General features: G+C 73.2%; 22 protein-coding genes and 1 pseudogene. 15 read left to right on the forward strand and 8 right to left on the reverse strand.

The window, feature by feature from the left end:
- Positions 1-192: 192 nt before the first annotated feature.
- The 3 genes from ACU6P3_RS09275 to ACU6P3_RS09285 all read left to right on the forward strand — a co-directional run bounded on the left by ACU6P3_RS09275 (position 193) and on the right by ACU6P3_RS09285 (position 2,364).
- Positions 193-1,146, forward strand: coding sequence for a helix-turn-helix domain-containing protein (locus ACU6P3_RS09275; RefSeq protein ID WP_447196704.1), 954 nt, complete (start codon positions 193-195; stop codon positions 1,144-1,146).
- A gap of 31 nt (positions 1,147-1,177) precedes the next feature.
- On the forward strand, positions 1,178-1,564 hold the full coding sequence (locus tag ACU6P3_RS09280; RefSeq protein WP_447196705.1) for an SH3 domain-containing protein: 387 nt from the start codon (positions 1,178-1,180) through the stop codon (positions 1,562-1,564).
- Between the two features lie 167 nt (positions 1,565-1,731).
- Positions 1,732-2,364, forward strand: coding sequence for a bifunctional 4-hydroxy-2-oxoglutarate aldolase/2-dehydro-3-deoxy-phosphogluconate aldolase (locus tag ACU6P3_RS09285; protein WP_447196706.1), 633 nt, complete (start codon positions 1,732-1,734; stop codon positions 2,362-2,364).
- Positions 2,365-2,400: 36 nt separating this feature from the next.
- Here the strand turns inward: ACU6P3_RS09285 and ACU6P3_RS09290 are convergent, their stop codons facing one another.
- The 4 genes from ACU6P3_RS09290 to ACU6P3_RS09305 form a co-directional block, all read right to left on the reverse strand.
- Positions 2,401-3,813 (reverse strand): bifunctional RNase H/acid phosphatase, encoded by a 1,413-nt coding sequence (locus ACU6P3_RS09290; protein ID WP_447196707.1) that lies wholly within the window; start codon positions 3,811-3,813, stop codon positions 2,401-2,403.
- Positions 3,814-3,816: 3 nt separating this feature from the next.
- A complete protein-coding gene (locus tag ACU6P3_RS09295) occupies positions 3,817-4,560 on the reverse strand; it encodes a zinc ribbon domain-containing protein (RefSeq protein ID WP_447197821.1) in 744 nt (247 codons plus the stop codon).
- The gene (locus tag ACU6P3_RS09300) at positions 4,557-5,495 is read right to left on the reverse strand and encodes a Nif3-like dinuclear metal center hexameric protein (protein WP_030746531.1); all 939 of its coding nucleotides are present in this window, start codon (positions 5,493-5,495) and stop codon (positions 4,557-4,559) included. Before ACU6P3_RS09300 ends, ACU6P3_RS09295 begins: the two co-directional genes overlap by 4 nt.
- Positions 5,496-5,833: 338 nt before the next feature.
- Positions 5,834-6,886 (reverse strand): ABC transporter substrate-binding protein, encoded by a 1,053-nt coding sequence (locus ACU6P3_RS09305; RefSeq protein WP_447196708.1) that lies wholly within the window; start codon positions 6,884-6,886, stop codon positions 5,834-5,836.
- A 195-nt stretch (positions 6,887-7,081) separates the two neighbouring features.
- Here ACU6P3_RS09305 and ACU6P3_RS09310 point away from each other — a divergent pair, with 195 nt between their 5' ends.
- The 9 genes from ACU6P3_RS09310 (at position 7,082) to ACU6P3_RS09350 (ending at position 19,120) form a co-directional block, all read left to right on the forward strand.
- On the forward strand, positions 7,082-8,653 hold the full coding sequence (locus ACU6P3_RS09310; protein ID WP_447196709.1) for a hypothetical protein: 1,572 nt from the start codon (positions 7,082-7,084) through the stop codon (positions 8,651-8,653).
- 852 nt (positions 8,654-9,505) lie between these two features.
- Entirely contained in the window at positions 9,506-10,309 is an 804-nt protein-coding gene (locus ACU6P3_RS09315; RefSeq protein WP_447196710.1) for an HpcH/HpaI aldolase family protein, read from the forward strand.
- Positions 10,306-11,295 (forward strand): phosphoglycerate dehydrogenase, encoded by a 990-nt coding sequence (locus ACU6P3_RS09320; RefSeq protein WP_447196711.1) that lies wholly within the window; start codon positions 10,306-10,308, stop codon positions 11,293-11,295. The genes ACU6P3_RS09315 and ACU6P3_RS09320 overlap by 4 nt, the downstream gene beginning before the upstream one ends.
- A gap of 249 nt (positions 11,296-11,544) precedes the next feature.
- The gene (locus ACU6P3_RS09325; RefSeq protein WP_447196712.1) at positions 11,545-12,987 is read left to right on the forward strand and encodes an Nramp family divalent metal transporter; all 1,443 of its coding nucleotides are present in this window, start codon (positions 11,545-11,547) and stop codon (positions 12,985-12,987) included.
- Positions 12,988-13,175: 188 nt separating this feature from the next.
- The gene (locus tag ACU6P3_RS09330; protein WP_447196713.1) at positions 13,176-13,463 is read left to right on the forward strand and encodes an SCO0607 family lipoprotein; all 288 of its coding nucleotides are present in this window, start codon (positions 13,176-13,178) and stop codon (positions 13,461-13,463) included.
- A gap of 469 nt (positions 13,464-13,932) precedes the next feature.
- Positions 13,933-15,810, forward strand: coding sequence for an MFS transporter (locus ACU6P3_RS09335; RefSeq protein ID WP_447196714.1), 1,878 nt, complete (start codon positions 13,933-13,935; stop codon positions 15,808-15,810).
- Between the two features lie 383 nt (positions 15,811-16,193).
- The gene (locus tag ACU6P3_RS09340; RefSeq protein WP_447196715.1) at positions 16,194-16,859 is read left to right on the forward strand and encodes a class I SAM-dependent methyltransferase; all 666 of its coding nucleotides are present in this window, start codon (positions 16,194-16,196) and stop codon (positions 16,857-16,859) included.
- 25 nt (positions 16,860-16,884) lie between these two features.
- The gene (locus tag ACU6P3_RS09345; RefSeq protein ID WP_447196716.1) at positions 16,885-17,952 is read left to right on the forward strand and encodes an N-acetylmuramoyl-L-alanine amidase; all 1,068 of its coding nucleotides are present in this window, start codon (positions 16,885-16,887) and stop codon (positions 17,950-17,952) included.
- 406 nt (positions 17,953-18,358) lie between these two features.
- Positions 18,359-19,120 carry a hypothetical protein gene (locus ACU6P3_RS09350; protein WP_447196717.1) on the forward strand — a complete coding sequence of 254 codons (762 nt, stop codon included), beginning with the start codon at positions 18,359-18,361 and terminating at the stop codon, positions 19,118-19,120.
- 167 nt (positions 19,121-19,287) lie between these two features.
- Here ACU6P3_RS09350 and ACU6P3_RS09355 read toward each other — a convergent pair whose 3' ends face one another.
- Positions 19,288-20,139 (reverse strand): maleylpyruvate isomerase family mycothiol-dependent enzyme, encoded by an 852-nt coding sequence (locus ACU6P3_RS09355; protein ID WP_447196718.1) that lies wholly within the window; start codon positions 20,137-20,139, stop codon positions 19,288-19,290.
- Between the two features lie 83 nt (positions 20,140-20,222).
- Between ACU6P3_RS09355 and ACU6P3_RS09360 the strand changes: the two genes are divergently transcribed.
- Positions 20,223-20,516, forward strand: coding sequence for a hypothetical protein (locus tag ACU6P3_RS09360; RefSeq protein WP_030746563.1), 294 nt, complete (start codon positions 20,223-20,225; stop codon positions 20,514-20,516).
- 49 nt (positions 20,517-20,565) lie between these two features.
- Here the strand turns inward: ACU6P3_RS09360 and ACU6P3_RS09365 are convergent, their stop codons facing one another.
- Genes ACU6P3_RS09365 through ACU6P3_RS09375 form a run of 3 tightly spaced genes read right to left on the reverse strand, consistent with a single transcriptional unit; the run spans position 20,566 to position 24,016 of the window.
- Positions 20,566-21,651 (reverse strand): prenyltransferase/squalene oxidase repeat-containing protein, encoded by a 1,086-nt coding sequence (locus ACU6P3_RS09365; RefSeq protein WP_447196719.1) that lies wholly within the window; start codon positions 21,649-21,651, stop codon positions 20,566-20,568.
- A complete protein-coding gene (locus ACU6P3_RS09370) occupies positions 21,648-22,433 on the reverse strand; it encodes a class I SAM-dependent methyltransferase (protein ID WP_447196720.1) in 786 nt (261 codons plus the stop codon). The genes ACU6P3_RS09365 and ACU6P3_RS09370 overlap by 4 nt, the downstream gene beginning before the upstream one ends.
- Positions 22,427-24,016, reverse strand: a complete 1,590-nt coding sequence (locus ACU6P3_RS09375) for a glycosyltransferase family 4 protein (RefSeq protein ID WP_447196721.1) — start codon at positions 24,014-24,016, stop codon at positions 22,427-22,429. Before ACU6P3_RS09375 ends, ACU6P3_RS09370 begins: the two co-directional genes overlap by 7 nt.
- Before the next feature lie 495 nt (positions 24,017-24,511).
- On the opposite strand from ACU6P3_RS09375, the pseudogene ACU6P3_RS09380 reads away from it, so the two are divergent.
- A pseudogene (locus ACU6P3_RS09380) lies at positions 24,512-24,760 on the forward strand (S8 family serine peptidase); the annotation flags it as partial.
- Positions 24,761-24,897: 137 nt separating this feature from the next.
- Positions 24,898-25,500, forward strand: a complete 603-nt coding sequence (locus ACU6P3_RS09385) for a helix-turn-helix domain-containing protein (protein ID WP_447196722.1) — start codon at positions 24,898-24,900, stop codon at positions 25,498-25,500.
- Positions 25,501-25,528: the final 28 nt, after the last annotated feature.

The following is a 25,528-nucleotide window of genomic DNA, read 5'->3' on the forward strand; positions in this document are numbered from 1 at the left end:
CGACCGCCCGGGAGTCTCTCGAAGAGTCTTCGGTGGCCCCGGCAGGCCCGTTCGCCCCGCCGCCCGGCCGATGTCCGCAGACACCCGTCAGCCGCGCCATATGCCGCGATGCCCGCAGAAGGAGGGGTCACGCTGTTCCCCACCATGTTCCGAGGCGAGGACGTGCCCACACCGGAGAGTGAGGAATTTCCGGTGGCGTCACGCACCCTGATCCTCGGTGCCGTGACGTTGACCGTCCCGCCGTCCTCGCCGGTGTCGGAACGGCAGTCCCCGCCACCGGCGGCCCGGTCCGGCCCGGCGTCGTACCACGTGGCTCTGTACTCCGGCGAGCTGGCCATCCACGACAGCTCCATGGCCTGGGCGGCGGCCACCGGACGGGAGGGCTGCTTCCTCGCCCACGTCCGCCTCCCGAAAACCCTGCTGCCGCTGCCCAGGAAGAGAGCCGACAGACTCGTCGGCAGACGGCTGCCCGCGGGCGAGGGCATCGCAGCCCTCGTCGCCAACGTCCTCATCGCCCTCTCCTCCGACAGCCGCCCGTCGAGGCCCGCGGACGCCGCCCGGTTGGGCACCGTCGTACTCGAACTGGTCACCGCGCTGTTCGCCCACGAGCTGGAGCTGGAGCTGGAGGACGAATCCGGGCGTCCGCCCGCCCGGGGGTCGTTGCTGCCACGGGTCCAGGACTTCGTCCGGAGCCGTCTGGGCGATCCGGGGCTCTGCCCCGACAGCGTCGCGGCGGCGCACGGGATCTCCACCCGCCATCTCCACAAGGTCTTCCAGGAACAGGGGCTGACGGTCGCCGCCTGGATCCGCCAGAGCCGTCTGGAGCGCTGCCGTCGTGACCTGGGCGATCCGGCGCAGTGCTCCCGGCCGGTCCACGCCGTCGCCGCCCGCTGGGGGTTCGCGGACGGCGCGCACTTCAGCCGGGCTTTCCGGGCGGCGTACGGGATGCCGCCCCAGGAGTACCGGCTCCGGACCCACGGGCACATCGACCGGCGGACGTGCCACGACTCCCGGCCGCCCGCCGTCCCCGGAAACCGGCCGGATGCGGAAAGGGTCAACAACCGTGCGGGAATCGCCAACGACACCCCCGCGCGCGACCGGAAGGCTCGGACCCGCAGCACGGCGGACCCGCTTCACCAACCGTGAAGCGACCGCCTCACACAACGGGAGGAAGCTCATGCGTATGCGCCATGCCCTGACGGGCGCCGCGGTGGGAGCCGCGCTCGTCCTGGCGGGAACGCCCGCCACGGCGGCACCGGCCACCGTCTCCGGGGAGTCCGCGGTCACCTGCGGCAACGCCTACTGGCCGCATCAGCCCAAGGACGGAACCGTCGGCCGGATCACCAAGTCCGGCAGCGCGGCCGCCCACACCGGTCCCTACGGCGACTGCACCATCACCGGTTACATCGCGTCCGGCACGTCCGTCGAGTACGACTGCTATGTCGTCAACGACTACGGGAACACCTGGACCTGGGTCCGCGTGCCGAACGGCGGCGGCAGCCTCGGCTGGGTCTACGACGCGTACCTGTCGGGCGGGGGCTCCAGCGAGCCCTGCAGCAGGTGACGGAGCGCCGTTCGCGCTGACCACGTGACGGTCGAGGGGGAAGGGAGACCGTCACGGGTCCTCCGCGCGGCCCGTTCGGGGGGACGGGTCGCGCGGCTCACCCATGTCCCGTTGCACAGTACGCAACGGACGTTGCGCAGTGTGGCGCCGCGCGGCAGGATGACGCCATGACCTCCTCCCTCCTGGACCTCGCCCCCGTCATCCCCGTCGTCGTGCTGGACGACGCTTCCGACGCCGTCCCCCTCGCCCGCGCCCTGGTCGCGGGCGGCCTGCCCGCCATCGAGATCACGCTGCGTACGCCCACCGCGCTCGACGCGATCCGGGCGGTCGCGGCGGAGGTGCCGGAGGCCATGGTCGGCGCGGGCACGGTGATCACGCCGGAGGCCGTGACCGATTCGGTACGGGCGGGTGCGCGCTTCCTGGTCAGCCCGGGGTGGACCGACACGCTGCTGAGCGCGATGCGGGACTCGGGCGTACCGTTCCTGCCCGGGGTCTCCACGACGTCGGAGGTCGTGGCGCTGCTGGAGCGCGGGGTCACGGAGATGAAGTTCTTCCCGGCCGAGGCCGCGGGCGGTATCGGGTACCTCAAGTCCCTCGCGGGGCCGCTCCCGGCAGCGCGGTTCTGCCCGACGGGCGGCATCGCCGCGGCGTCGGCCCCGTCGTACCTGTCCCTGCCGAACGTCGGCTGCGTCGGCGGTACGTGGATGGTCCCGGCGGACGCGCTGGCGGCCAAGGACTGGGACCGGGTCGAGTCCCTGGCCCGCGAGGCGGCGACGCTGCGGGAGACACGCCGCCCCTGAACCCGGCTCTGCGGGCCCGAGGCCGGCGCGTTCCCGTCAGCGCAGATGTGACGTGTCGTTCAGCAGCCGCACCGACGCGTTGCCGTCCGCGTAATACGCGACCACCGACACAGAAGCGGCGGACAGCTCCATCCGGAACAGCGACTCCAGGGGCGCGCCCAGGGCCAGTTGCACCAGCGTCTTCACCGGCGTGACGTGCGTGACCAGCAGCACCGTCCGGCCCCGGTACCGTTCCAGCAGCCGGTCGCGGGTGGCCTCGATACGGCGGGCGACCGTCGCGAAGCTCTCGCCGCCGCCCGTGGGGGCGACGGAGGGGGAGGCGAGCCAGGCGTTCAGGTCGTCGGGGTAGCGGTCCCGCGTCTCCGCGAAGGTCAGCCCCTCCCACGCGCCGAAGTCCGCCTCGCGCAGGCCGTCCTCCACGGTCACCTCCAGGCCGAGCCGGGCGGCGACGGCGGCGGCCGTCTCGCGGCAGCGCCGGAGCGGTGAGCTGACGATGTCCTGGACGGTGCCGCGCTCGGCCAGGGACGCGGCGATCGCCTCGGCCTGGCGGCGGCCGACCGGGGACAGTTCGGGATCGGTGCCGCCGCTGCCCGAGAAGCGCTTCTCGGGCGTGAGGACGGTCTCGCCGTGGCGGAGGAGGACGAAGACGGCGGGAGGGCCGAGATCGGCGGGGCCCCAGCCGACCGACGAGGTCTCGGTGCTGAGGACGGCGGGGCCGCTCTCGGCCACGGCCGCCGTGACGCCGGTACGGGCCTCCGTGGCGACGACCGCGCCGGTGCCCGCGCCGACGTCCGTACCGGCCTGCGTGCCGGCGACGTGCGCGCCGGAGGCCGCCGCGACCGTGCCCGCGTCCGCCGGGGCCGCGTCCACCGGGGCCGTTCCGGCCGGCCCGGCGGTTTCCGCCGCCGCGACCCCGTCCGCGGCCTCGACGCCGGTTCCGGGCCCGGCCCCGTCTGCGGACCCGGACCCGGACACCGCCGACGGCGCCTCCCACCGCTCGCCCCGCACACCCGCGTCCATCGCCTCGTTGGCCAGCCGGTCCGCGTGCTTGTTCCGCTCGCGCGGTATCCACTCATACGTGACCTGCGCCGCCGGGAAGACCCGCGCGGCCTCGGCGGCCAGCGGCCGCAGGTCCGGGTGCTTGATCTTCCAGCGGCCCGACATCTGCTCCACGGCCAGCTTGGAGTCCATCCGCACCCGGATCCGCGCGGCCGGGCCGAGCGCCTTGGCCGCCTTCAGACCGGCGAGCAGGCCCCGGTACTCGGCGACGTTGTTCGTGGCGGTGCCCAGGTACTCGGCGACCTCGGCCAGCGCCCGGCCGGTGCGCGGGTCCAGCACGACGGCGCCGTAGCCCGCCGGGCCCGGGTTGCCCCGGGACCCGCCGTCCGCCTCGACGACCAGCTCCGCCACGTGCCCCGGGTCCTCGGCCCCCGGTGTCGGCACGCCCATCGGCTACAGGCCCGACTCGGCGGTACGGACCAGGATGCGGCGGCAGTTCTCGCACCGCAGCACGGCATCCGGGGCCGCCGCCCTGACCTCGTTGAGCTCGGTGATGTTCAGCTCCAGCCGGCAGCCCTCGCAGCGGCGCTGGAACAGCCGCGCCGCCCCCACACCGCCCTGCTGGCCGCGCAGCTTCTCGTACAGCTTGAGCAGGTCGGCCGGTACGGAACCGGCGACGACCTCGCGCTCCTTGCCGACGGACGCCGCCTGGGCGTCGAACTCCGCGAGCGCGGCGTCCCGGCGCGCCGTCGCGTCGTCGGCCTTGACCTGGACGGCGGCGACGCGCTCCGTCAGCTCGGCGACCCGCTCCTGGGCGGACTCCCGGCGCTCCATCACCTCCAGGACGACGTCCTCCAGGTCGCCCTGGCGCTTGGCGAGGGAGACGATCTCGCGCTGGAGGTTTTCCAGGTCCTTGGGCGAGGTGACCGCGCCGGAGTCCAGTCGCTGCTGGTCGCGCGCGGCGCGCTGGCGCACCTGGTCGACGTCCCGCTCCGCCTTGGTCTGCTCGCGGGCGGTGTCGCTCTCCTCGGTGGTGGCGGCGACCAGCAGGTCGCGCAGCTGGGCGAGGTCCTTGGTGAGCGACTCGATCTCGGCGTGCTCGGGCAGCGAGGTGCGCTTGTGGGCGAGCTGCGACAGTCGTACGTCCAGGGCCTGGAGGTCGAGGAGTCGGATCTGGTCGGCGGGCGCGGCGTTCAGTTGGGGGCTCCTGGGGTGTCGACTGCGGCGCGCGAAGCGCTCGTCGGGTGGGTGGACTGGGACGAGTGGGTCGCCGGGTTCGGGGCGGGGTGGGTGACCGGGTGGGTGGAGGTGGGGGCGAAGTGGGAGGTCCAGGGGTCGGTGACCGTCTTCGAGACATGGACCCGCAGGTCCCAGCCGTGCCGGTCGGAGATCTCGTCGAGCTGGGCGGCGGCCTGCTCGCACCAGGGCCATTCGGTGGCCCAGTGCGCGGCGTCGATCAGGCCCAGCGGGGAGTGCTGGGTGGCCTCCGAGACCGGGTGGTGGCGCAGGTCGGCGGTCAGGAACGCGTCCACGCCGGCGGCTCTGACCTGGTCGAAGAGACTGTCGCCCGAACCACCGCTGACCGCGACCGTGCGTACGAGAGCGTCCGGGTCGCCCGCGATCCGCACCCCTTGGGCGGTGGCGGGCAGCCGGTGCGCGACCCGGGCGGCGAGGTCGCGCAGGGTGGCGGGCCGGTCCAGCTCGCAGACCCGGCCCAGGCCGCGCCGCCCGTGCGGGTCGGTGGGGTCCGGTACGAGCGGCCGGACGATCCGCAGGTCCAGCGCGCCGGCGAGGGCGTCGGAGACCCCGGGGTCGGCGGTGTCGGCGTTGGTGTGGGCGACGTGCAGCGCGATGTCGTGCTTGATGAGCGTGTGGACGACCCGGCCCTTGAAGGTCGAGGCGGCGACGGTCGTCGTACCGCGCAGATAGAGCGGATGGTGGGTGACGATCAGCTCGGCGCCCAGCTCGACGGCTTCGTCGGCGATTTCCCGTACGGGATCGACGGCGAAGAGCACCCGGGTCACGGGCGCGTCGGGGTCGCCGCAGACGGTCCCGACGGCGTCCCACTGCTCGGCCCGCTCGGGGGGCCAGAGAGCGTCGAGCGCGGCGAGGACATCGGACAGTCGAGGCACGGAAGACACAGCACAAAGGCTACCCGCCCGAGGGAACCCCCGACCCGGCCGTGGACGGCCCGGGGGCGGGGGCCGGTCGGGAGCGCGCCGGGGTCCGTACGCGGACGTACGCCGGTCGCGCCGACGGGCCGCCCGTCCGACACGTCGGCGGTCGCCTCGGCCCGCCTCGGCCGGCCTCGGCACACGTCGGCACACGTCACGGCGGCCGACGCGGCCACGCACACACCCGGCCGCGCGGCCCGCGCGGTCAGTGCCGTCCGCGCGGTCACTACCGTCAGCGCGGTCAGTGCGGTCAGCGCGGTCAGTGCGGACCCGGCGGACCGTGCCGGCCGGATCCGTCACTTCGCCGTCAAGTACCCCCGCAGGTCGGCCAGGACCTGGTCGGCCGCCGTCACTCCCAGGCCCAGGTACCACGTCTCGTCCTTGACGTCCTTCGCCCGGCCCTCCTCGACCGCCTTCAGGTTCTTCCACAACGGGTTGGACCGGGCCGTGTCGCGCTGGGTCTTGTCCGGGTCCCCGTACACGCCCGTGAAGATCCAGTCCGCGTCCGCCTCGTCGATCTTCTCCGGGCTGATCTCCACCGCCAGGTCCTCGACCTGCTGGTTCTTCGGCCTCGGGAGACCGACGTCCGTCAGGATCGTGCCGATGAAGGACGCCTTCCCGTACAGCCGCAGCCGGTCCGGCATGTAACGCACCATCGAGACCGTCGGCTTGTCCGCGCCGAGCTCGTCGCCCAGGGACTTCGCCTTCCGCTCGTAGTCCGCGAGTTCCGCCTTCGCCTCGGCCGTACGGTCCAGCGCCTGGGCGTTGAGGAGGTAGTTCTCCTTCCAGGTGAAGCCGGGCCGGATCGAGAACACCGTCGGGGCGATCGCCGACAGTTCCTTGTACTTGTCGGCCGCGCGCAGCTGGCTGCCGAGGATGAGGTCCGGCTTCAGACCGGCGATGGCCTCCAGGTTGAGGTTGTTGATCGTGCCGACGTTCTTCGGGCTGCCCGCATCCTTCTTCAGGTAGCTCGGGACACCCTCGTCACCCTCGGTCGGCGCGTAACCGACCGGCTTGACGCCCAGGGACACGACGTTGTCGAACTCGCCGACGTCCAGCACGACCACGCGCTCCGGGCGCTTTTCGAGTTCGGTCTTCCCCATCGCGTGCGTGATCGTGCGCGGGAACGCGCCCGGCGCCGCGTCCGTCCCGTACGACGCCGTCTTCTTCGCGGCGTCGGCGAAGTCCTTCCCGCCCGTCGCCACGGCTGCCTTCTTTCCGTCCCCGTCGCCGCCGGATCCGGATCCGGCCTTGTCGGAGCCGCCGTCGGCGGAGCCACCGCAAGCGGCGAGGGAAAGCGCGGCGGCCAGGGCCATGACGGCGGCGGTACCACGGGTCCTTATGGACATCTCTGGTGCTCCCTTGAGGGAAGGGCGGGGTGGTTAGGGCGACCTAACCCTAAGCTCCCGTCCGCCGCGCAGCACACCCACCCCCGCACTCCCTGATGAATCACCCTTCGGCCACCCATATAGGTGAAGTGCCGCCGGTGCTGTTGTTCGGGTGGAAGTGCGAAAACTAGCTTCGTCACCGGAGGTGACCATCCGATGACGGCTTGTGTTGCCGAGCGGCGCACGGCACTCGCGATCACTGCGGACGGGAGCTACGCCGCCCGGCTGACGCTCCCCTCGGCGTCCCCGGGCGCCGACGGCGGAGCACCAAGGGCAGAAGACGGCGGAGGCGGCGGTGGCGGCAGTGGCACCGGTGGCTGTGGTGGCGGTGGGGCCCGGGGAGATGCCAGTGGGGCCCGGGACATCGCGTACGGAGAAGGCGGCGGGCAGCAGGGGGACGGCTCCGGCGACGCCTGGTTCCCCGAGCGGTGGACCCTCGACGGGCCCGAGCCGTACGCCGTACCCCTCCCCCTCGACCAGCCCGAAGAGCCCGACACCGATGTCCTGCCGCTCGCCGACGGACGCGTGCTCGTACGCCGCCGGGTGGCGGACCGGCACGACTTCTGCCTGCTCTACCCGACCGGGCGCGCGACCGGCTGCCTGACCGGCCCCCCGGCGGCCGGGAGCGGGACCGGATACGGGTACGAGGTCGGGGACGGCGGCGGGGCCGGATACGGGGGCGGACAGCGGGCCGGCCTCGGCGCGCGCGGACGGCCGGCCGGATCCGCGCACGGGCGCCCCGCGGGCCCGGGGCATCCGGCCTGGCGCTCCCCCGCCGGCCGGGCCGGCGGCCCGGTGACGGGACAGCTCCCCGTGGGCGGTGTCGCGTGCGAGGAACTGGACCTGCTGCCGCCCTCCCCCGACGGCCGCCGCGCCTACGCCCTCACCTACGGCCCGCACTCCACCACGGTGTGGCTGGTCGCCGGCGCCTCGTCCGGACCGGAACGGATCGCCGAGGTACGGGGCCGCTGCTCGGGCGGTGTCTGGCTCGACCGTACGGGGCGGATGCTCGCCCTGGACCGGCGGTCGGACGACGGCGTGGTGAAGGCCGTCGCGGTCGACCTGGCACGGGGCGGCGAGGTGACCCCGCTGCTCCAGATCACGGACGAGAGCAATGACCGTCTGCTGCTCGCCGACCCGGACAGCGGCCTCCTGCTGATCCGGTCCGACGCGCCCGGCCGGGAGTGGCTGGGCTGGGGCGTCCTGGGCAGTTCGCTGCCCGTGCGCTTCCCCGAGTGCCTGCGGCCGGCGGACGGCCGTACGGTCACGCCGTTCGCCGTTCAGCCCGGTCAGGCGCTGACCCCGGAGGGGTGCGCCGTGGCGCTGCGGATCGACGGGGGCGGCGGGAGCTGGATCGGCGTGTGGCGTCCGGCGGGGCGGCGCCTGCACGAACTGCCCGCTCCGGAGGGATGGCTGGCGGGAGCGGGGCTGTGGACCCGGGACGGTGTGCTGCGGCTGCCGTACGCGACGGGGGCGGTGCCGTGCGGAATGTCGTACCTCACCGTTCCGTCGGACCCGCTCGGCGGAGGACCTGCGCCGAAGCGGGCGCGGAAGCCGGAACCGAAGCCCGAACCGGAGCCCGAACGGGAGCCCGCCCCCGGGCCCGGTGCCGCCCCCGAGGAGGAGAACGGACCTTCCGCCACCCCCGCTCCCCCCGCTCACCGCCCGGCGCACAGGCCCGTTCCGCTCCAACAGGCACCCCTCATCGGCCGGCGGCCGCCTGGTTAGACTTTCGCCGGGGCCCGCCCGGGGACCGCGAGGTGAGCGGTGCGCCCGTCGTACCGCCGGGGCGGTACGGGACGGCGCGGGCCCTGCGCCACAGAAGAAGCGATCGCAACGGGGTGACTTCCCATCATGTCTGAAGCCCGAACCGACACGGTCCAGGAGCGTGCGGGAGCGGCGGCCGCCGAGGGGGACGGCGGCGGCCTCGGAAGGCACCGAGGGGGTGCGGCGTCGACGGACGACTCCACGGCCCCCGTACACGGCCGTCACCGCCGCCCGGCGGGGTCGGACGGCGGTGACGCGACCTGAACATCGCCCTGTTCCGGTGGCGGGCCCCCGGAACAGGGCCTGTCGGCACACCACGGCAACGCCACCGGTCAACGCCACAGGTACCGACACGGACACCGGCGCAGAAACCGGCGCAGGGCAAGCAGACGAGAGGCCGTCCCGGCAACCCCGCGGCGGCCTCTCGCCGTTGTGGGCCACCTCCGCGTGACAAGGTGGCCGCCACGGCAGTTGAGCGACCCGCCGAACAAGCGGTTGCGCGATTCGCGCAATAGTGACGGCGTCGCGACCCGATACCTCGTCAGGCGGGCCGGCGCGGCGGGCTGGGCCGCGTCCCAGGACCGGAACCCGGGCCAGGGACCGGTACCAGGAACCAAGAACCAGAAACGAGGGACCACGCCTGCCCCCCCTACGCCCCTTCGCCCGCGAGCAGTGTTCACACCTACGGCATCGTCGGCCGATCATGACACAACATGCGCGGAACGCGCGAGACCTCTTGCGCACTTCGCGCGACCATGCGATCTTTTCGGCGCGAGCCGCCGCCTTGTCATCGCTCCTGAAAGGTCGAGGACCATGCCCGATGCCCTGCCCGAGCCCGGTACCCCCGCCGCGTTCGCCGCCGCCCTGCGCCGCCGCGAACGCCTCGTCGGCTACTGGTCCGTCCTCGACTCCCCCGTCTCCACCGAACGCATCGCCCGTCTCGGCTACGACTACGTCGCCCTCGACGCCCAGCACGGCCTGATCGAATACTCCGGCCTGCTCGCCTCCCTCACCGCCATCGACACCAAGGGCAGCACCGCCGTCGGTCTCGTCCGCGCCGAGGCCAACGACCCCGCGCCCATCGGCCGCGCCCTCGACGCGGGCGCGGCGGGCGTCATCGTGCCCCTCATCGACACCGCCCAGGACGCCGCCGACGCCGTGGCCGCCGTCCGTTACCCGCCGCACGGGGTGCGTTCGTACGGCCCCATGCGCGCGGCCCTCCGTATCGGCCCCGACCCGGCCGAGGCGCACGCCCAGACCGTCGTCCTCGCCATGATCGAGACCGCCCAGGGGCTGGCCAACGTCACCGACATCTGCGCCACCCCCGGCCTCGACGGCATCTACATCGGCCCCTCCGACCTGCGCATCGCACTCGGTGGCGCGAGCTCCACCGACCCTGCCCTCGACGAGCCCTTCGAGCGCGCCCTCGACACCATCCGTCGCGCCGCCGAGCAGGCGGGTGTCGCCGCGGGCATCCACACCGCCGACGGTGCCACCGCCGCCCGCCGCCTCGCCCAGGGGTTCACGTTCGCCACCGTCTCCAGCGACCTCACCCACCTCGAACAGATCGCCCGCCACCACCTCGCCGACGCCCGTACCGCCGGCGGCCAGGCATGACCGGAGCAGCCGGCGGGGGCGGGCTCGGGGCCTCGGCCACCACCACACTCGTCACCACGCCCACCTTCGCCCGCTTCTCGCCCGACCCCTGGGAACTCCTCGACCGGGCGGGCGCCGGACCGCTGCGCCCCGTCGAAGGCGCCGCACTGCCGGCCGGTGAACTGCTGGCGCGGGTCCCCGACGCCGACGCCCTGATCGTCGGCATGGACGCGATCACGGCCGAGGTCATCGACGCGGGACCCCGGCTCAAGGTCATCGCGAAACACGGGGTGGGCGTGGACACCATCGACCTCGACGCGGCGCGCGCCCGCGGCGTCCAGGTCGTCTGCGCGCCGGGCAGCAACTCCCGGGCCGTCGCCGAGTTCACGTTCGGTCTGATCCTGGACGCCTCGCGCCGCATCACCGCCTCGCACACCCGGGTGGCGGGCGGTGACTGGCCCAAGCTGTTCGGCCCGGAACTCGCCGGGAAGACCCTGGCCGTCGTCGGCTTCGGCCGGATCGGACGGCTGCTCACCGGCTACGCGCTGGCCTTCGGCATGACCGTGCTCGCCCATGACCCGTACGTCGGCGGCGCGGACATCGAAGCCCTCGGCGCACAGCCCGCCGCGCTCGACGACTGCCTCACCCGGGCGGACGTCGTCAGCCTCCACCTGCCCGCCGACCCGGCCGCCGGCCCCCTGCTGGACCGCCGTCGGCTCACCGCCATGAAGCCGGGCGCGCTGCTGGTCAACGCGGCACGCGGCGGCCTGATCGACGAGACGGCACTCGCTGAGTTGCTCGACGACGGGCACCTGGGCGGGGCCGCGCTGGACGCGTTCGCCCAGGAGCCGCTGGGCGACAGCCCGTTGCGCCACGCGCCGAACGTCCTGCTCACCTCGCACATGGCCGCGTGCAGCAACGAGGCGAACCGCGCGATGGGCATGCTGGTCGCCGAGGACGTCGTACGCGTCCTGGCGGGCGAACCCCCGCTGCGGCCGGCTCTCTGACCGGTGCCGGGAGGGGGACCGGGGCGTCCCTCCTCGCCCCCCTCGGCCCCCTCGGCCCCGGCCGGGCCCTGGCCGGCGTGGCCGTCCGTTCCCGCACTGCCGACGCCGGCCCTCCTCGGTCGCACTCCCCGCTCGCCCCCGCTTCCCGCGCCCGTCTTCCCTCACCTCCCGATCTCCCGATCTCCCGATCTTCTCCCCCTCTCCCCGTCCCCGCGCCGGCGACGATGCCGGCCGACGCAAGGATCCGTCATGCCGAAAACGACGACACGGACGTCGACGTCCGCCGCCCCGGGTGCCACGGCAGAGCCGCCCGACCCGTACGCGCTGCGCGCCGAGGACGTCCGCGAGGCACCGACGACGTTCGCGGGCCGGCTGCGCCACCTCGGCCCCGGCTTCGTCCTCTCCGCCGCCGTGGTCGGGTCCGGCGAGCTGATCGTCACCACCTCACTCGGCGCCAAGGCGGGCTTCGCCCTGCTCTGGCTGGTGGTGATCAGTACCGGAGTGAAGGTCTGGGTCCAGATGGAACTGGCCCGCTGGACCATCCTCAACGGCCGTACGGCACTGGACGGCTACCGCGAGATAGGCCCCCGCGTCGGGCCCGTGAGCTGGATCAACTGGCTCTGGATCGGCATGGACTTCGCCAAGATGTTCCAGCGCGGCGGAATCATCGGGGGGACGGCGGCCGCCTTCTCCATCCTCTGGCCGATCACCGGTGAGCCGCTCAGTCACCAGTCGCTCGCGGTGTGGGCCGTCCTCGTCACCGCCTTCACCGTCACCCTGCTGAGCACCGGCAGGTACGGCATGGTGGAACGGCTGTGCGTCGCCTCCGTCGTCGTCTTCACCCTCGCCACCCTGGGGCTGGCGCTCGGCCTGCCGATGACCGAATTCGGCTACGGGTCAGCCGAGTTGGGAGAGGGCTTCAGCTTCCTCATCCCGGTCGGCACCGCCGGTGTCGCGCTGGCCATGTTCGGCATCACCGGGGTCGGCGCCGACGAGATGACCACGTACACGTACTGGTGCCTGGAGAAGGGCTACGCGCGCTGGACCGGCCCCGACGACGGCAGCGAGGACCGGGCGCGCCGGGCCGCCGGCTGGCTGAAGGTGATGCGGCTCGACGTCGCCGCGGGCTGGCTGGTCTGCACGGTGTGCACGCTCTCCTTCTACGTGATCGGCGCAGCCGTCCTGCACCCGCAGAACCTGGTGCCCGAGGGCAACTCGATGATCACGACGCTGTCGCGCATCTACACGGACACCATGGGGCCGTGGGCGGAGTACGCGTTCCTCGTCGGTGCCATCACCGTGCTCGGTTCGACGCTCATCGGCTCGGTCGCCAGCGTGCCGCGCCTGTGGACGAACACCCTCGGACTGCTCGGTGTCATCGACTGGAGCGATGTGCGGGTCCGGCTGCGCACGATCAGGATCCTCACCTTCTGTCTGCCCGCCGCCTGGACCGTCCTCTTCCTCTTCGTGCAGTCGCCCGTCCTGATGGTGCAGATCGGCGGCATCGGGGGCGGTGTGTTCCTGCTGGCCGTCGTGATCGCCGTCTGGCGGCTGCGGTCGACGGGTGTCGATCCCCGTTTCCGGGGCAGCGGGTGGCTCACGGTGGCGCTCGGTGTCAGCAGCGCGGCGATCGTGTTCCTGGGGGTGTACGGCGTCCTGGACGTGCTCGGGATCAGCCTCACGGGCTCCTGAGCTCCCCTCCGCGCGAGGCGAGTAGACCGACCGGGCACGCCTGAGTACACGTACTCATGAACGGTCCCCCCGCCTCGTACAGGCTGGTCGAACAAGTCAGCCAGAAGGAGCCAACTGTGCGTACCAGCAGCCGAGTTCACCCCACGTCGTCCGCGACGTCCCGCCGTCGCACTCGTGGTCGCGGTCGAGTGACGCGCTCCGTATGGGGCCTCGCACTGGCCGGCGTGACCGCCGCGGTGCTGACCGGCTGCTCGATGGAGGAAGCGATCTGCAGCGATGGCGAGTACCCGGTCATGACCGTCGGCGGCACCGGCAGCGCGTGCGTGGCGAACGACGAGGAGCCGCCGAAGGGCTACGTGCGCTACCCGGAGGGAAAGGTCCCGGAGCACGTCGGCGACAAGTGGGACACGTACTGGGACACTCACACCGTCGACGAGAACGGCAAGATCATCGACGCCCCGGGCGAAGGGGAGTGAGCGGGCCCCTCGATGGACGCGAGGTGAACGGCCGATGTGGCGTGACGGCCGGGGCGGCGTAACGGCCGACGCGGCGTAGCGGTTGCGGAGTCGGCGGAAGACGGAAGAAGGAAGGCGGCATCCCCGGGCGGACCGGGGGTGCCGCCTTCCGCGTCGTGCGGGGGCACGCGCGGTCACGCGCCCTCACGGGAAACGCGCCCCGGACACCTCGGCCGGGCCCCGGGCGCGCCCTCCCCGCCCGGCGGCACACCCGGCGAACTACCTGACGCCTCATCAGGTGTCGGCTTCGGCGGAGCATCGTGAACATCGAATCGCGTTCGTCGCGCGTTTCCCGGAATATGGCGGAGGGCCGGAAGCGTTCACGATGCATCCACTTGGCGGCCGAGGCCGTCCATCGACGCCGAAGCACGCCCACGCGCGCCACATACGCCCATATTTGCCCCTTATTCCCTACCCGGAGGCCGCACATATGCCAGAGACGACGACCGATCAGCACGCCGGAGGCGCCGCCGGCCGGCCGCTCCCCGAAGTGGCCGAGCCGCGCGAAAGGCGCACCGGCGCCGTCGTCCCCGTCCTCGCCTTCGCGGGCATCACCGTCGCCGTGATGCAGACCCTGCTCGTCCCCGTCATCAAGGACCTGCCCGCCCTCCTGGGCACGGCGCCCGCCGACGCCACCTGGGTCATGACGGCGACCCTGCTCGCCGGCGCCGTCTCGACCCCGATCATGGGGCGGCTCGGTGACCTCTTCGGCAAGCGGCGGATGCTGCTCGCCAGCCTCGCCGTCATGGTGATCGGCTCGATCGTCTGCGGATTCACCGACGACCTCGTGATCATGATCGTCGGACGGGCGCTCCAGGGCTTCGCCATGGGCGCCATACCCCTCGGCATCGGCATCATGCGCGACGAGCTGCCCCCTGAGCGGCTCGGCTCGGCGATGGCGCTGATGAGCTCGTCCATCGGCGTGGGCGGCGGGCTCGCCCTGCCGGCCGCCGCGCTCGTCGCGCAGAACGCCGACTGGCACGCCCTGTTCTTCGGCGCGGCCGGGCTCGGCGCGCTGTCCATGCTGCTCACCGTCGCGTGCGTGCCGGAGTCCTCGGTACGGGCGGAGGGCACCTTCGACTGGCTCGGGGCGATCGGGCTGTCCGCCGGGCTCGTCTGCCTGCTGCTGCCGATCACCAAGGGCGGCGACTGGGGCTGGACCTCGGGCACGACCCTCGGACTGTTCGGGCTGGCGGTGGCCGTCCTGCTCGCGTGGGGCGTGCTGGAGCTGCGCAGCTCCGCCCCGCTGGTCGACCTGCGGACCACGGCCCGCCGGGAGGTGCTGCTCACGAACCTCACCTCGATCATGGTCGGGGTCGCCTTCTACGCGATCTCGCTCGTCCTGCCCCAGCTGCTCCAGCTGCCCGCCTCGGTCGGCGGCCTGGGCCAGTCGATGGTCGTGGCCGGTCTGTGCGTGGCGCCGCTCGGCCTGACCATGATGTTCACCGCGCCGGTGTACGCCCGGATCTCCGCCCAGCACGGCCCCAAGGTCTCGCTGATGCTGGGCATGCTGATCATCGGCATCGGGTACGGTGGCGGGCTCGGCATGATGGGCGCCGCCTGGCAGACGATCGTCGTCTCGGTGGTCGTGGGCGCGGGCATCGGCCTCGCGTACTCCTCCCTCCCCGCCCTGATCATCGGCGCGGTCGACCCCTCGGAGACCGGCGCGGCCAACGGCCTGAACACCCTGATGCGCTCCATCGGCACCTCGGTGTCGAGCGCGGTGATCGGCATGGTGCTGGCCCACACCTCGGTCCGTACGGACGGGGTGACGGTGCCGACGCTGCACGGCTTCCGGATCTCGTTCCTCATCGCCGCCGGCGCGGTGGCCGTCGGTCTGCTGCTGGCGTTCTTCCTGCCGTCGCGGCGGGCGACGGTGGTGAAGAAGTCCCTGGCGGTGCGCCCCGGCGAGGGCGAGGCCGACGACGCGGAGCCGGTACGGGAACCGATGCCGACGCTCGTCGCGGGCTCCGGCGGCTTCCGCGGGCGGGTGCTGGACGCGGACGGTACGCCGGTGGCGCGGGCGAACGTCACACTGATCGACCGCCGCGGCAGGCAGGCGGGCCTCACCACCGCCGACGCGGACGGCCGTTACGCCCTGCTGCCGCCGAGCAGCGGCTCCTTCGTGGTGGCGGGTTCGGCGACCGGCCACGCGCCGCAGGCACGGCCCGCGGTGTACGCGGGTGACGGCGTCCCGGTCGAGGTCGACCTGGTGCTGGGCCCGCTCGGTTCACCGGCCGCGACGGCGGCGGCCCCGACGACGGCCTCGGCGGCCCCCACCGCGGCGTCGGCGGACAGCGCGCCGTAGACGGGCCGCCGCCCCGCAGCAGGCTCGTCGAGCCGATCGCGCTCGCCGGCGCCGAGCGCCGTGGCCGGACCTGAGCACGTGGGCGCCCCCGAGCCCCACAGGCCGGACCTGAGCGGGTGGCCGGGCCCGGGGCCCACAGGCCGGACCGGGCACGGCAGCAGGGGCGAGGAGCGCGAGAGCCGCCCGTCCCACCTTCGTGCCCCGGCCGACCGGGCGGCTCGGGGCGTACGGCAGCATGGGCGGCCAGCATGTCGGCGGGGCCGCGCTCCTGCCCGGGGCGGAACTCCGTACCCGGGCCGACGCGCGTACCCGTAACCGCGTCCGCGTCCGCCGCCGCGGACGTATACCCATCCGTACCGACCCGCCCCGCAGGAGACGAGCCGATGCCCACCCCCACCGAACCCGCGCCGGCTCCCGCGCCGGAGACACTCGCCGCCTTCCGGGCCGCCAAGGGCTTCATGCCCGAGCACGAGGGGCTCGCGCTGTACGCCGCGGCGGCCGGGGCGGCCACCGCGCTGGGGCTGCCGCTCCTGGAGGTCGGCACGTACTGCGGCCGCTCCACGCTCCTGCTGGCCGCCGCGGCCCGTGACGCCGCCACGGTGGCGGTCACCGTCGACCACCACCGTGGCAGCGAGGAACAGCAACCCGGCTGGGAGTACCACGATCCGAGCGTCGTGGACCCCGACACGGGCCGGACGGACACGCTCCCCGCCTTCCGCCGCACGCTCCACCACGCCGGTCTCGAGGACCACGTCGTCGCGGTCGTCGGCAGGTCGCCGCAGGTCGCCCGCCTCTGGGGCAGGCCGCTCGGCCTGGTCTTCATCGACGGCGGCCACACCGACGAGCACGCGACCGGCGACTACGAGGGCTGGGCCCCGCACCTCGCGGAGGGCGGGCTGCTGGTGATCCACGACGTGATCCCCGACCCGGCGCTCGGCGGCCAGGCGCCCTACCGCGTCTTTCTCCGGGCGCTGGCGTCCGGCGCCTTCGCCGAGGTCTCGGCGACCGACACGCTCCGCGTGCTGCGGCGGACGGCACCGGGCATCTGACCCGTACCCGGTCTACGATCGCCGCGTGTCGTACGACGAGAGCCCCCCGCAGCCCGTCCGCCGCCGGCCCGGCCGGTCCACCCTCACCCTCGCGGCCGCCGCCCTGGTGCCGACCGCGCTGGCCGGGTGGTTCGTCTGGCACGGTGCGAGCGGATCCGACGACGATCCCCGCACAACAGCGGCCGGATCCGTTTCCGCCTCTTCATCCGCGCCGTCCACAACCGGCGCACAAGATTCACAAGGCGCACGGGACAGCCAGAACAACGGCAGTACCGGCAGTACCGGCGATAACGGGGATTCGGGGGTTACCGGCGGCGCCGGTAACCCTGGGAACTCCGGGAACCCCGCGCACGCGGGGAAGCCCGGCGACCCCGGAAACGCGGGCGGCGGGCAGGACGGGAAAGAAGCTCCCCCGACCGGTCCGCTCGCCGGGAAAGTCGTCGTCGTCGATCCCGGGCACAATCCCGGCAACCGCGATCACACCGAAGAGATCAACAGGCCGGTGGACATCGGAACGAACAGCAAAGAATGCGACACCACCGGCACCTCCACCAATGCCGGTTATCCGGAAGCCACTTTCACCCTCGACGTGTCCCGCCGGCTGCGCACCCTTCTCCGGGAACAGGGCGCTACCGTCACCTTCACCCATGACGCCGACCGCCCGTACGGCCCTTGTGTGGACGAGCGGGCCCGGATCGGCAACAAGGCGAAGGCCGACGCCGTCGTCTCCGTCCACGCGGACGGCTCGGCGCCCGGCAACCGAGGCTTCCACGTCATCCTTCCGGCGCTGGTCAAGGGCGGTGGGGCGGACACCGCGCCCATCGTCGGACCGTCCCGCGATCTGGGCGAACACATCGTCGGGAAGTTCGCCCGGGCGACGGGCAGCGCCCCCGCCAACTACCTCGGCGAGGGGACGGGTCTGGACGTACGGGACGATCTCGGCGGCCTCAACCTGTCCACCGTTCCCAAAGTCTTCGTCGAGTGCGGGAACATGCGTGATTCCAAGGACGCGGCGTCGCTGACCGACGCGGAATGGCGGCAGAAAGCGGCCCAGGGTCTCGCGGACGGCATCGGGGGCTTCCTGAAGAAGTGAATCCGGAGAAATGGATCCGGAGAAATGAAACGGTGAACCCGCGCGGGACCGGCGCCTCGCGCCCTCCCGCGCGATTCACACGGGCCCCCGCGCCCGGTCGTCCCGTATCGCCTCGTAGCGGCCTTCTCCACGGTCGGTCTTCGTCACGGCCTTGGTGACAACACCCGTAACGCGCCCCGGAACAGCCCGCGCGACGAGCGTCGCGACACCGATTCGCAAGGGACTTCGTACGCGCTTCGTAACGGGTGGATAGCGGCCCGGATACCCGGCAGACGTCCCGTACGGGCAGACGATAGATTCATCCGTACGATAGGGAGCCGCCCCCGAGCTTCGCACCGTGCACCGCCGCGCCATACCGGCGGCCGCGACGACCGCCCCGACGAGACGACTGACGAAGGACTTTCACGTGAACATCCGCTCCCTCACGAGAGGTGACGGCGTGGTGATCGGAGCAGCGGTGCTGCTGTTCATCGCCTCGTTCCTCAAGTTTTACGACTCGGCCTACAGTTCCTCGAAGGCGTGGGACATCCTGGGCGTCGTGATGAGCATCCACCTGGCCGGAGTCATCGCCGCGGCGCTGATCGTCACCGCCCGCGCCCTGCCCCAGCCTCGGAAGCTCGCGGGGCTGGACATCGCGCAGTTCGGCGTCGCGCTGGCGATCTTCGCCGCCTGGACCTCGTTGTGGTACCTCATCGGTGACGGCACCGCGGGCGCCGGCCAGATCCTCGGCTTCATCGGCGCCGTGGCCCTCGCGGGCGCCGCCGTGGCCACCCCGCTCGTGCCGCAGCTCCAGCCCGCCCTCGTCGGCGCGCCGAAGCCGCAGACGCCGCAGCCGTACGGCGGCCAGCCCGGCGCCCCCGGCCAGGGGTACGGCTACCCGGGCGGCCCGCAGCCGTACGGTACGCAGGGCCAGCCCCAGCAGTACGGTGCGCAGGGGCAGCCGGCGGCGGACGGGAACGCGCCCGCGGGCGACTTCTCCCCGTTCTGGTTCGCGGTGCCGGTGGCGCGCCCGCTGTTCGGCGAGGACGGCGCGCCGTCGCCGATCGCCGAACTGGCGCCCGGCACCTGGTACCTGGCGGTCGAGCAGCGCGGCGCGGGCCTGGTGGCCCAGACGCAGGACGGCCGCCGGGGCGTGCTCCAGGACACCTCGGGCATCCAGCGCGGCTGACGCCCGTCGCCGGGCCGCCGCCGTCCGACGAGACGGCGACCGGCACGACATGACATGACATGACCGTGGCCCCCGTTCCACTCCGGACGGGGGCCACGGTCATGTCATGTCGTGCGCGCACGGCGTCCGTCCGACGGTACGGACGCCGCCGGGTGGGCTCCGTCGTCTCAGCCGAACGACGCCCTCTCCAGCCACTGGTCCAGCAGTTCGGCGTCACCGACCACCTCGACCAGCTCGCTGTCCACGGGCAGCCGACGGTAGAAGGCGCGCAGCACCTCGGTCAGCGGGCCGCGCAGGGTGACCTCCGCCTCCGGCGCCTTCTCCGCGTCCAGTGCCTCCTCCGCCCCCGCGGCCACCGCTGTCCCGCGCCACTCCCCCTGTCCGCGCCGCCAACGGAAACCGCCGTCACCGAACTCGAACAGCCAGTCGGCGTCCAGCCCCTCCGGGGCGTCGGTGGCGGTCAGCCGGATCGTGCGCCGCCGACCGCTCCGCAGGGAGGCGAAGCGCGGATCCTCACCCGCGGCCACGAAGCCGACGAGCTGGAGCCACTCGTCGATGGCGTCCGCCGCGACCCACGGATCCGCCTCGTAGCGGACACCCGCGGCCACGGCGGCGTCCGCCCGGTGGATCAGCGTCTCGTGGGTCATCCGGCGCGCCCAGAAGGCGGTGCCGCGCTCCCAGGCCCAACTCCACACATCCGTGCCGGGACCGGCCTCGCGCAGGGCGGCGACGGCCTTCTCCGCCCCGTCCGCCAGCCAGGCGTCCAGCGCGGCCGGGCCGTCGGCGTCGGGCTCGGTCCCGGTGACCTGCTCCGTCGGAACCGCTTCCGCGGCCCTGGTCCGCACGATCAGTTCGACCCAGCGATGGGCACCGCCGACATGGCGGGCGAGTTCTTCGAGCGTCCAGTCGGGGCAGGTCGGCACGGTGACCGAGAGATCGGCACCGGTCAGCGCCGCCCTCAACGCGGCGGTCTCGTCGAGGATTTGTGCGCAGTAGCGGTCATAGTCCAGAAGCGTCATGGCCGTCAGCCTAATTTCGGCGGCGGACCGAGTCAGCCGGTTTCGCCGCGTTTCACGCATGCACAAGCGGTAACACGAACGGCATGTCCTCACGTCATCGCAGTGGAAGCGGTTCCGTGGCGACGGCCGTCGTCGTCGTCGCGGACGTCATGGCCCTCATCCTGGGTCTGTGGATTCTGATGTACCTGCTGGACGCCAACCGCGGCAACGAACTGGTGGAGTTCGTCCAGGGCGCCGCGCGCCGGCTCGCCGGCTGGTCCTACGACCTCTTCACCTTCGACGCGGCCTGGGCCCGGGTGGTCTGCGGCTACGGTCTCGCGGCGATCGTGTACCTGGCCATCGGCCACGGCCTCGCCAACAGGCTGCGCCGGCTCTGAACCCCGGGCTCGGTCACGGGCCCCGGCGGGGCCCGTGTCCTGCCCGGGACTACCCGCAGCAGTCGGGCTCCAGGCCGCGTGGGAGTCGTTCGCCGCCGAACACGGCGGTGGTCGCCTCGTCCCCGCCCAGCGCGGCCACCGCCAGCAGCAGCGAACCGGCGGTCCAGGTGGTGAACTCCTCCGGCCAGAAAGCCCGTTCGCCCTCGAAGACGTACCCCGTCCAGTACCTGCCGCCCTCGGCGCGCAGATGCTGGACGGACTGGAGTATCTCCAGCGCCCGGTCGGACTCGCCGATCGCCCACAGCGCGAGGGCGAGTTCACAGCTCTCACCACCGGTCACCCAGGGGTTGGACGCGACGCAGCGCACGCCGAGCCCCGGCACGACGAAGCGGTCCCAGCCGTCCTCGATGCGGGCCTTGGCCTGTTGCCCGGTCATCGCGCCGCCGAGCACGGGGTAGTACCAGTCCATCGAGTAGCGGTTCTTGTCGAGGAACCGCTCGGGGTGGCCGGTGATCGCGTGCCCGAGCGCGCCCGCCGCCAGCTCCCAGTCCGGCTGCGGCTCCTCACGCTCCTCGGCGATCGCGAGCGCGCAGCGCAGCGCGTGGTAGACGGACGAGCAGCCGGTCAGCAGCGCGTCGTGGACCGCCGTGCCGTCCGCCTCGCGCCGCCAGCCGATCTGCCCGCCTGGTTGCTGGAGTTCGAGGACGAAGGAGACCGCCGCGTGCACGACCGGCCACATCCGGTCGAGGAACGCGTCGTCACCCGTGGCCAGGTAGTGGTGCCGGACACCGACGGCGGCGTACGCGCAGAAGTTGGACTCGCGGCCGAGGTCCTCGGGCGGGGAGCCGGCCTCGTCCCGGTAGGCGGCGTACCACGAGCCGTCCTCGTTCTGGTGCCGGGCCAGCCAGTCGTACGCGCGGGCCGCCGCCTCGTGTTCGCCCGACGCGTCCAGCGCCATCGCCGCCTCGACGTGGTCCCAGGGGTCGAGGTGGTGTCCCCGGAACCACGGGATCGCGCCGTCCGGCCGCTGGACGGCACGGATGCCGGCGACGGTCTCGGCGGCCTGCTCGGCGGTGAGGACGCCGGGCAGGACGAGGTGTTCGGCGGCGTCCGGCCCTCGGCCGGGCAGGGTCACCTGGCGTCCGGTGCGGACGCGGCGGGCACGGACGGGGCGGCCGGCGGGACCGCCGGGGCCGGCGAGGGCAGGTGCGGTTTCGTCGCGTACGCCACGAAGCTCTTGCCGACCACCGGATTCAGCAGCTGTTCCGCGACCCGGGTGGCCAGCGGCTTCTTCATGATGTCCCAGACGAGCAGCTTGTGGTAGGCGCGAACGGGCAGCGCCTGGTCGTTGTCCACGCCGAAGGCGCACTTCAGCCACCAGTACGGGGCGTGCAGCGCGTGCGCGTGGTGGGTGCCGTACGGCTTGAGCCCGGCCTTCCGCATCCTGCCGAGCAGTTCGTCGGCCTTGTAGATGCGGATGTGGCCGCCCTCGACCTCGTGGTACGCGTCGGAGAGCGCCCAGCACACCTTCTCGGGCCCGTACCTCGGCACGGTGACCGCGATCCGCCCGCCGGGCCGGAGCACCCGCACCATCTCGGCGAGGAGGCCCTTGTCGTCCGGGATGTGCTCCATGACCTCGGAGACGATCACGACGTCGAAGGACTCGTCCGGGAAGGGCAGGTGCAGCGCGTCGCCCTCCATGGCGGTGGCGGTGGCGCCCGGCGGGGCCTCCCCCGCCTCCCGCATCGCGGCGAACCAGGCCGCGACCTCGCGTATCTCCGCGCCGTTCCGGTCCAGCGCCACGACCCGCGCGCCGCGCCGGTAGCACTCGAAGGCGTGCCGGCCCGCGCCGCATCCCAGGTCGAGCACGCGGTCACCCGCGGCGAGCGGGAAGCGGGTGAAGTCGACGGTCAGCACGGGGTCCTGCTTTCGCGGTCGGGGGAACGGCGGGAGCCGGAAGGGCCGGAAGAGCCGGAAGGTTCGGCGGGAACGGAGGAGTCCGGGATCCCCGTCGGGGAGGATCGGGCGGACTGGCCGGGCCGGCCGGATCGGTCGGGGGCGGCGGGCCGGCCGGAGCCGTCGTGGGGCCCCGAGCCGTCGTAGGGCCCCGGCGGGCGGGGCGACCGCGACCTCGTCGGCGGCGTCAGCGGCGTCCGCCCGGGCGCCCGGCGGCGGGCGATCGCCTCGCGGTACAGCTCCACCGTGCCCCGCGCGGCCCTCGCCCAGGTGAACCGGGCCAGCACCCGCTCCCGGCCCGCCGCGCCCAGCCGGGCCCGCAGTCCGTCGTCGGCCAGCAGCCGGCCGAGGGCGGCCGCCAGCGCTCCCGCGTCGCCCGGCGGGACGGCCAGGCAGGTCTCGCCGTCGGCGCCCGCGACCTCCGGGATCGCCCCTCCGGTCGTGGCGACCAGCGGGGTGCCGGTGGCCATGGCCTCGGCCGCGGGCAGGGAGAAGCCCTCGTACAGCGACGGCACGCACGCGACCTGCGCGCCCCGTATCAGCTCGACGAGTTCGGCGTCGGAGATGCCCTTGACGAACTCGACGGCGCCCTCCAGCCCGTACCGCTCGACGGCCGTGGCCACCGGCCCCTCCTCCGGGCGCCTGCCGACGACGACGAGGTGTGCGGCGGGGTGTTCGGTACGGAGCTTGGCGAGCGCCTCGATCAGGTACACCAAGCCCTTGAGCGGTACGTCCGCGCTGGAGGTCGTCACGATCCGGCCGGGGACCTCGGGCACCGCCGGGTCCGGCGCGAACAGATCCGTGTCGGCCCCGATATGGACGACGTGGACACGGTCCTGGCGCACCCCGAGCTGGTCGGTGATCTCCTGCCGGGAGGACCCGGAGACCGTGAGCACCGAGGGCAGCCGGCGCGCGACGCGCTTCTGCATCCGGGTGAAGCCGTACCAGCGGCGTACGGACGCGCGCCTGCGCCAGTCCTCGGCTGCGGCCAGGTCCAGCCGCCGGTCGACGGTGATGGGGTGGTGGATGGTGGTGACCAGGGGCGCGCCGAGTTCGCCGAGGAGGCCGTAGCCGAGCGTCTGGTTGTCATGGACGACATCGAAGTCGCCCGCGCGGGCGAGGAGATGGCGGCGGGCGCGGAGCGAGAAGGTCAGCGGCTCGGGGAAGCCCCCGGTCCACATGGTGGCGACCTCGAGGCCGTCGATCCAGTCGCGGAACTCCTCGCGCCGGGGAGTGCGGAACGGGTCGGGCTGCCGGTAGAGGTCGAGGCTGGGCAATTCGGTGAGGCGTACGCCGTCGGTCTCGTCGAGCACGGGGTACGGCTGGGACCCGATCACCTCCACGCGGTGGCCGAGGCGGGCGAGTTCGCGGGAGAGGTGGCGTACGTAGACGCCCTGACCTCCGCAGAAAGGATTCCCCTTGTAGCTGAGGAGCGCGATGCGCAACGGCCGCTCGTCGCCGCTGTCGTGACCGCCGGTACCGGTGGCGCCATCGCCGGTGGGGGACTCCGCCCCGGTGCCCGCCTCTGTGGACTCAGCGGTCACTCCCGGCCCCCTTCTCACTGCACTCTATGTGCGTAGCACGCATGTTCGGCGGAGCGTAACCGCCGACGACGAGCCGGAACAAGTTCCCCCCGGGCGCGCGGCCAGGGACGATCGCCCACGACTCTCGAATTTACCGGCAAGTAGCGTGATCGTACGGGCCGGGCCGGGTGATTCACACCACGGCGCCGCCCGCGGCGGTCCGCACGTCCTGCGTACCGGTCCCTCCCCTCGCACGGACCCCTCCGCGCGCACCGGGCCCGCTCCCTCACAGAGCCCCGCATTGCTCCATACGGCCCGTGCCCGCTCCAGGGCCGGGTGCCAGGTGGCCGATTGACGGGTGGTCGCGCATGCGGCGACACACACCGGTACGCCGATGCGCGATGCCCTGCAGGAGCGCGTGCCGCTGCGACGGCCCTCGCGGCCGGGACCCCCGCCGCCCCGGCGCGGGCGGGGTCCCGGCGCTGAGCTGGGGGCTGGACCGGATCGACCAGCAGGTGCCTGTCGCTGTACGCGCCGCGCGTGGACATCGTCTCCGCCAAGCTGGGCGGCGGCTCGGTCGCCGAGAGCGGCACCTCGATGGCGGCCCCGCACATGACCGGCGTGGCGGCGCTGTACAAGGAGGAGCACCCGACCGCCTCGGCTCTATTGGTCAAGACGTGGCCGGCCGGCCGGTCCACGAGGAACGTCGTCTCCCCCATCAGCCCGTCCTCGCCGAACCGCCTGCTGTGCACCGGCGGCCTGTGAGGTCCCGGGACAGCGAGAAAGCCAGGGCCCCGGTACCGCGCGTCCCCGCGTCGTCCCGGGGCCCGGGGGCCGTCACCGCCGTCGCCGTCGAGATCACCACTTGACAAAAGCAGTTGCCGTCACGGCAAATGAACCCCATGGCGGAAGACGACTTCACCCCCGTGCTGGCGGCCGTGGGTCCCCGGCTGCGAGCGCTGCGGCGCGCGCGCGGCGCCACCCTGGCCCAGTTGAGCGAGCGGACCGGGATCTCGCTCAGCACCCTCTCGCGGCTGGAGTCCGGGCAGCGCAAACCGACGCTCGAACTCCTGCTGCCGCTGGCCAAGGCCCATGGTGTGCAACTGGACGAACTGGTGGGCGCGCCGGCCACCGGGGATCCCCGGATCCACCCGCGTCCGTTCACCCGGTACGGCCAGACGTTCGTACCCCTGACCAGGCACCTCGGCGGGCTGCACGCCTACAAACAGATCATGCCCGTCACCATGTCTCCCGACGCGCTGGGCGGCCGGCCCGAACAGCGCACCCACGAGGGCTACGAGTGGCTCTACGTCCTCTCCGGCACACTGCTCCTCTACCTGGGGGAGCACGACCTGGTCCTGACGGCGGGAGAGGCTGCCGAGTTCGACACGCGCACCCCCCACGCGTTCCTCAACGGGGGTGACAGGCCGGTGGAATTCCTCACTCTGTTCGGGGCGCAGGGGGAGCGGGTTCATGTCCGGGCGCGCCCCGCAAAAGGCGCGTGAGGCGGAGGAAACCCGGCGCGCGGGGCGC

Source organism: Streptomyces hebeiensis (genome assembly GCF_052983195.1).

What these genes read in the sequence shown, in the direction of transcription:
- ACU6P3_RS09280 (WP_447196705.1), top strand. Translation starts at nt 1,178, where the DNA reads ATGCGTATGCGCCATGCCCTGACGGGCGCCGCGGTGGGAGCCGCGCTC.
- ACU6P3_RS09285 (WP_447196706.1), top strand. Translation starts at nt 1,732, where the DNA reads ATGACCTCCTCCCTCCTGGACCTCGCCCCCGTCATCCCCGTCGTCGTG.
- ACU6P3_RS09290 (WP_447196707.1), bottom strand. Translation starts at nt 3,813, where the DNA reads ATGGGCGTGCCGACACCGGGGGCCGAGGACCCGGGGCACGTGGCGGAG.
- ACU6P3_RS09305 (WP_447196708.1), bottom strand. Translation starts at nt 6,886, where the DNA reads ATGTCCATAAGGACCCGTGGTACCGCCGCCGTCATGGCCCTGGCCGCC.
- ACU6P3_RS09310 (WP_447196709.1), top strand. Translation starts at nt 7,082, where the DNA reads ATGACGGCTTGTGTTGCCGAGCGGCGCACGGCACTCGCGATCACTGCG.
- ACU6P3_RS09315 (WP_447196710.1), top strand. Translation starts at nt 9,506, where the DNA reads ATGCCCGATGCCCTGCCCGAGCCCGGTACCCCCGCCGCGTTCGCCGCC.
- ACU6P3_RS09320 (WP_447196711.1), top strand. Translation starts at nt 10,306, where the DNA reads ATGACCGGAGCAGCCGGCGGGGGCGGGCTCGGGGCCTCGGCCACCACC.
- ACU6P3_RS09325 (WP_447196712.1), top strand. Translation starts at nt 11,545, where the DNA reads ATGCCGAAAACGACGACACGGACGTCGACGTCCGCCGCCCCGGGTGCC.
- ACU6P3_RS09335 (WP_447196714.1), top strand. Translation starts at nt 13,933, where the DNA reads ATGCCAGAGACGACGACCGATCAGCACGCCGGAGGCGCCGCCGGCCGG.
- ACU6P3_RS09340 (WP_447196715.1), top strand. Translation starts at nt 16,194, where the DNA reads ATGCCCACCCCCACCGAACCCGCGCCGGCTCCCGCGCCGGAGACACTC.
- ACU6P3_RS09355 (WP_447196718.1), bottom strand. Translation starts at nt 20,139, where the DNA reads ATGACGCTTCTGGACTATGACCGCTACTGCGCACAAATCCTCGACGAG.
- ACU6P3_RS09360 (WP_030746563.1), top strand. Translation starts at nt 20,223, where the DNA reads ATGTCCTCACGTCATCGCAGTGGAAGCGGTTCCGTGGCGACGGCCGTC.
- ACU6P3_RS09385 (WP_447196722.1), top strand. Translation starts at nt 24,898, where the DNA reads ATGGCGGAAGACGACTTCACCCCCGTGCTGGCGGCCGTGGGTCCCCGG.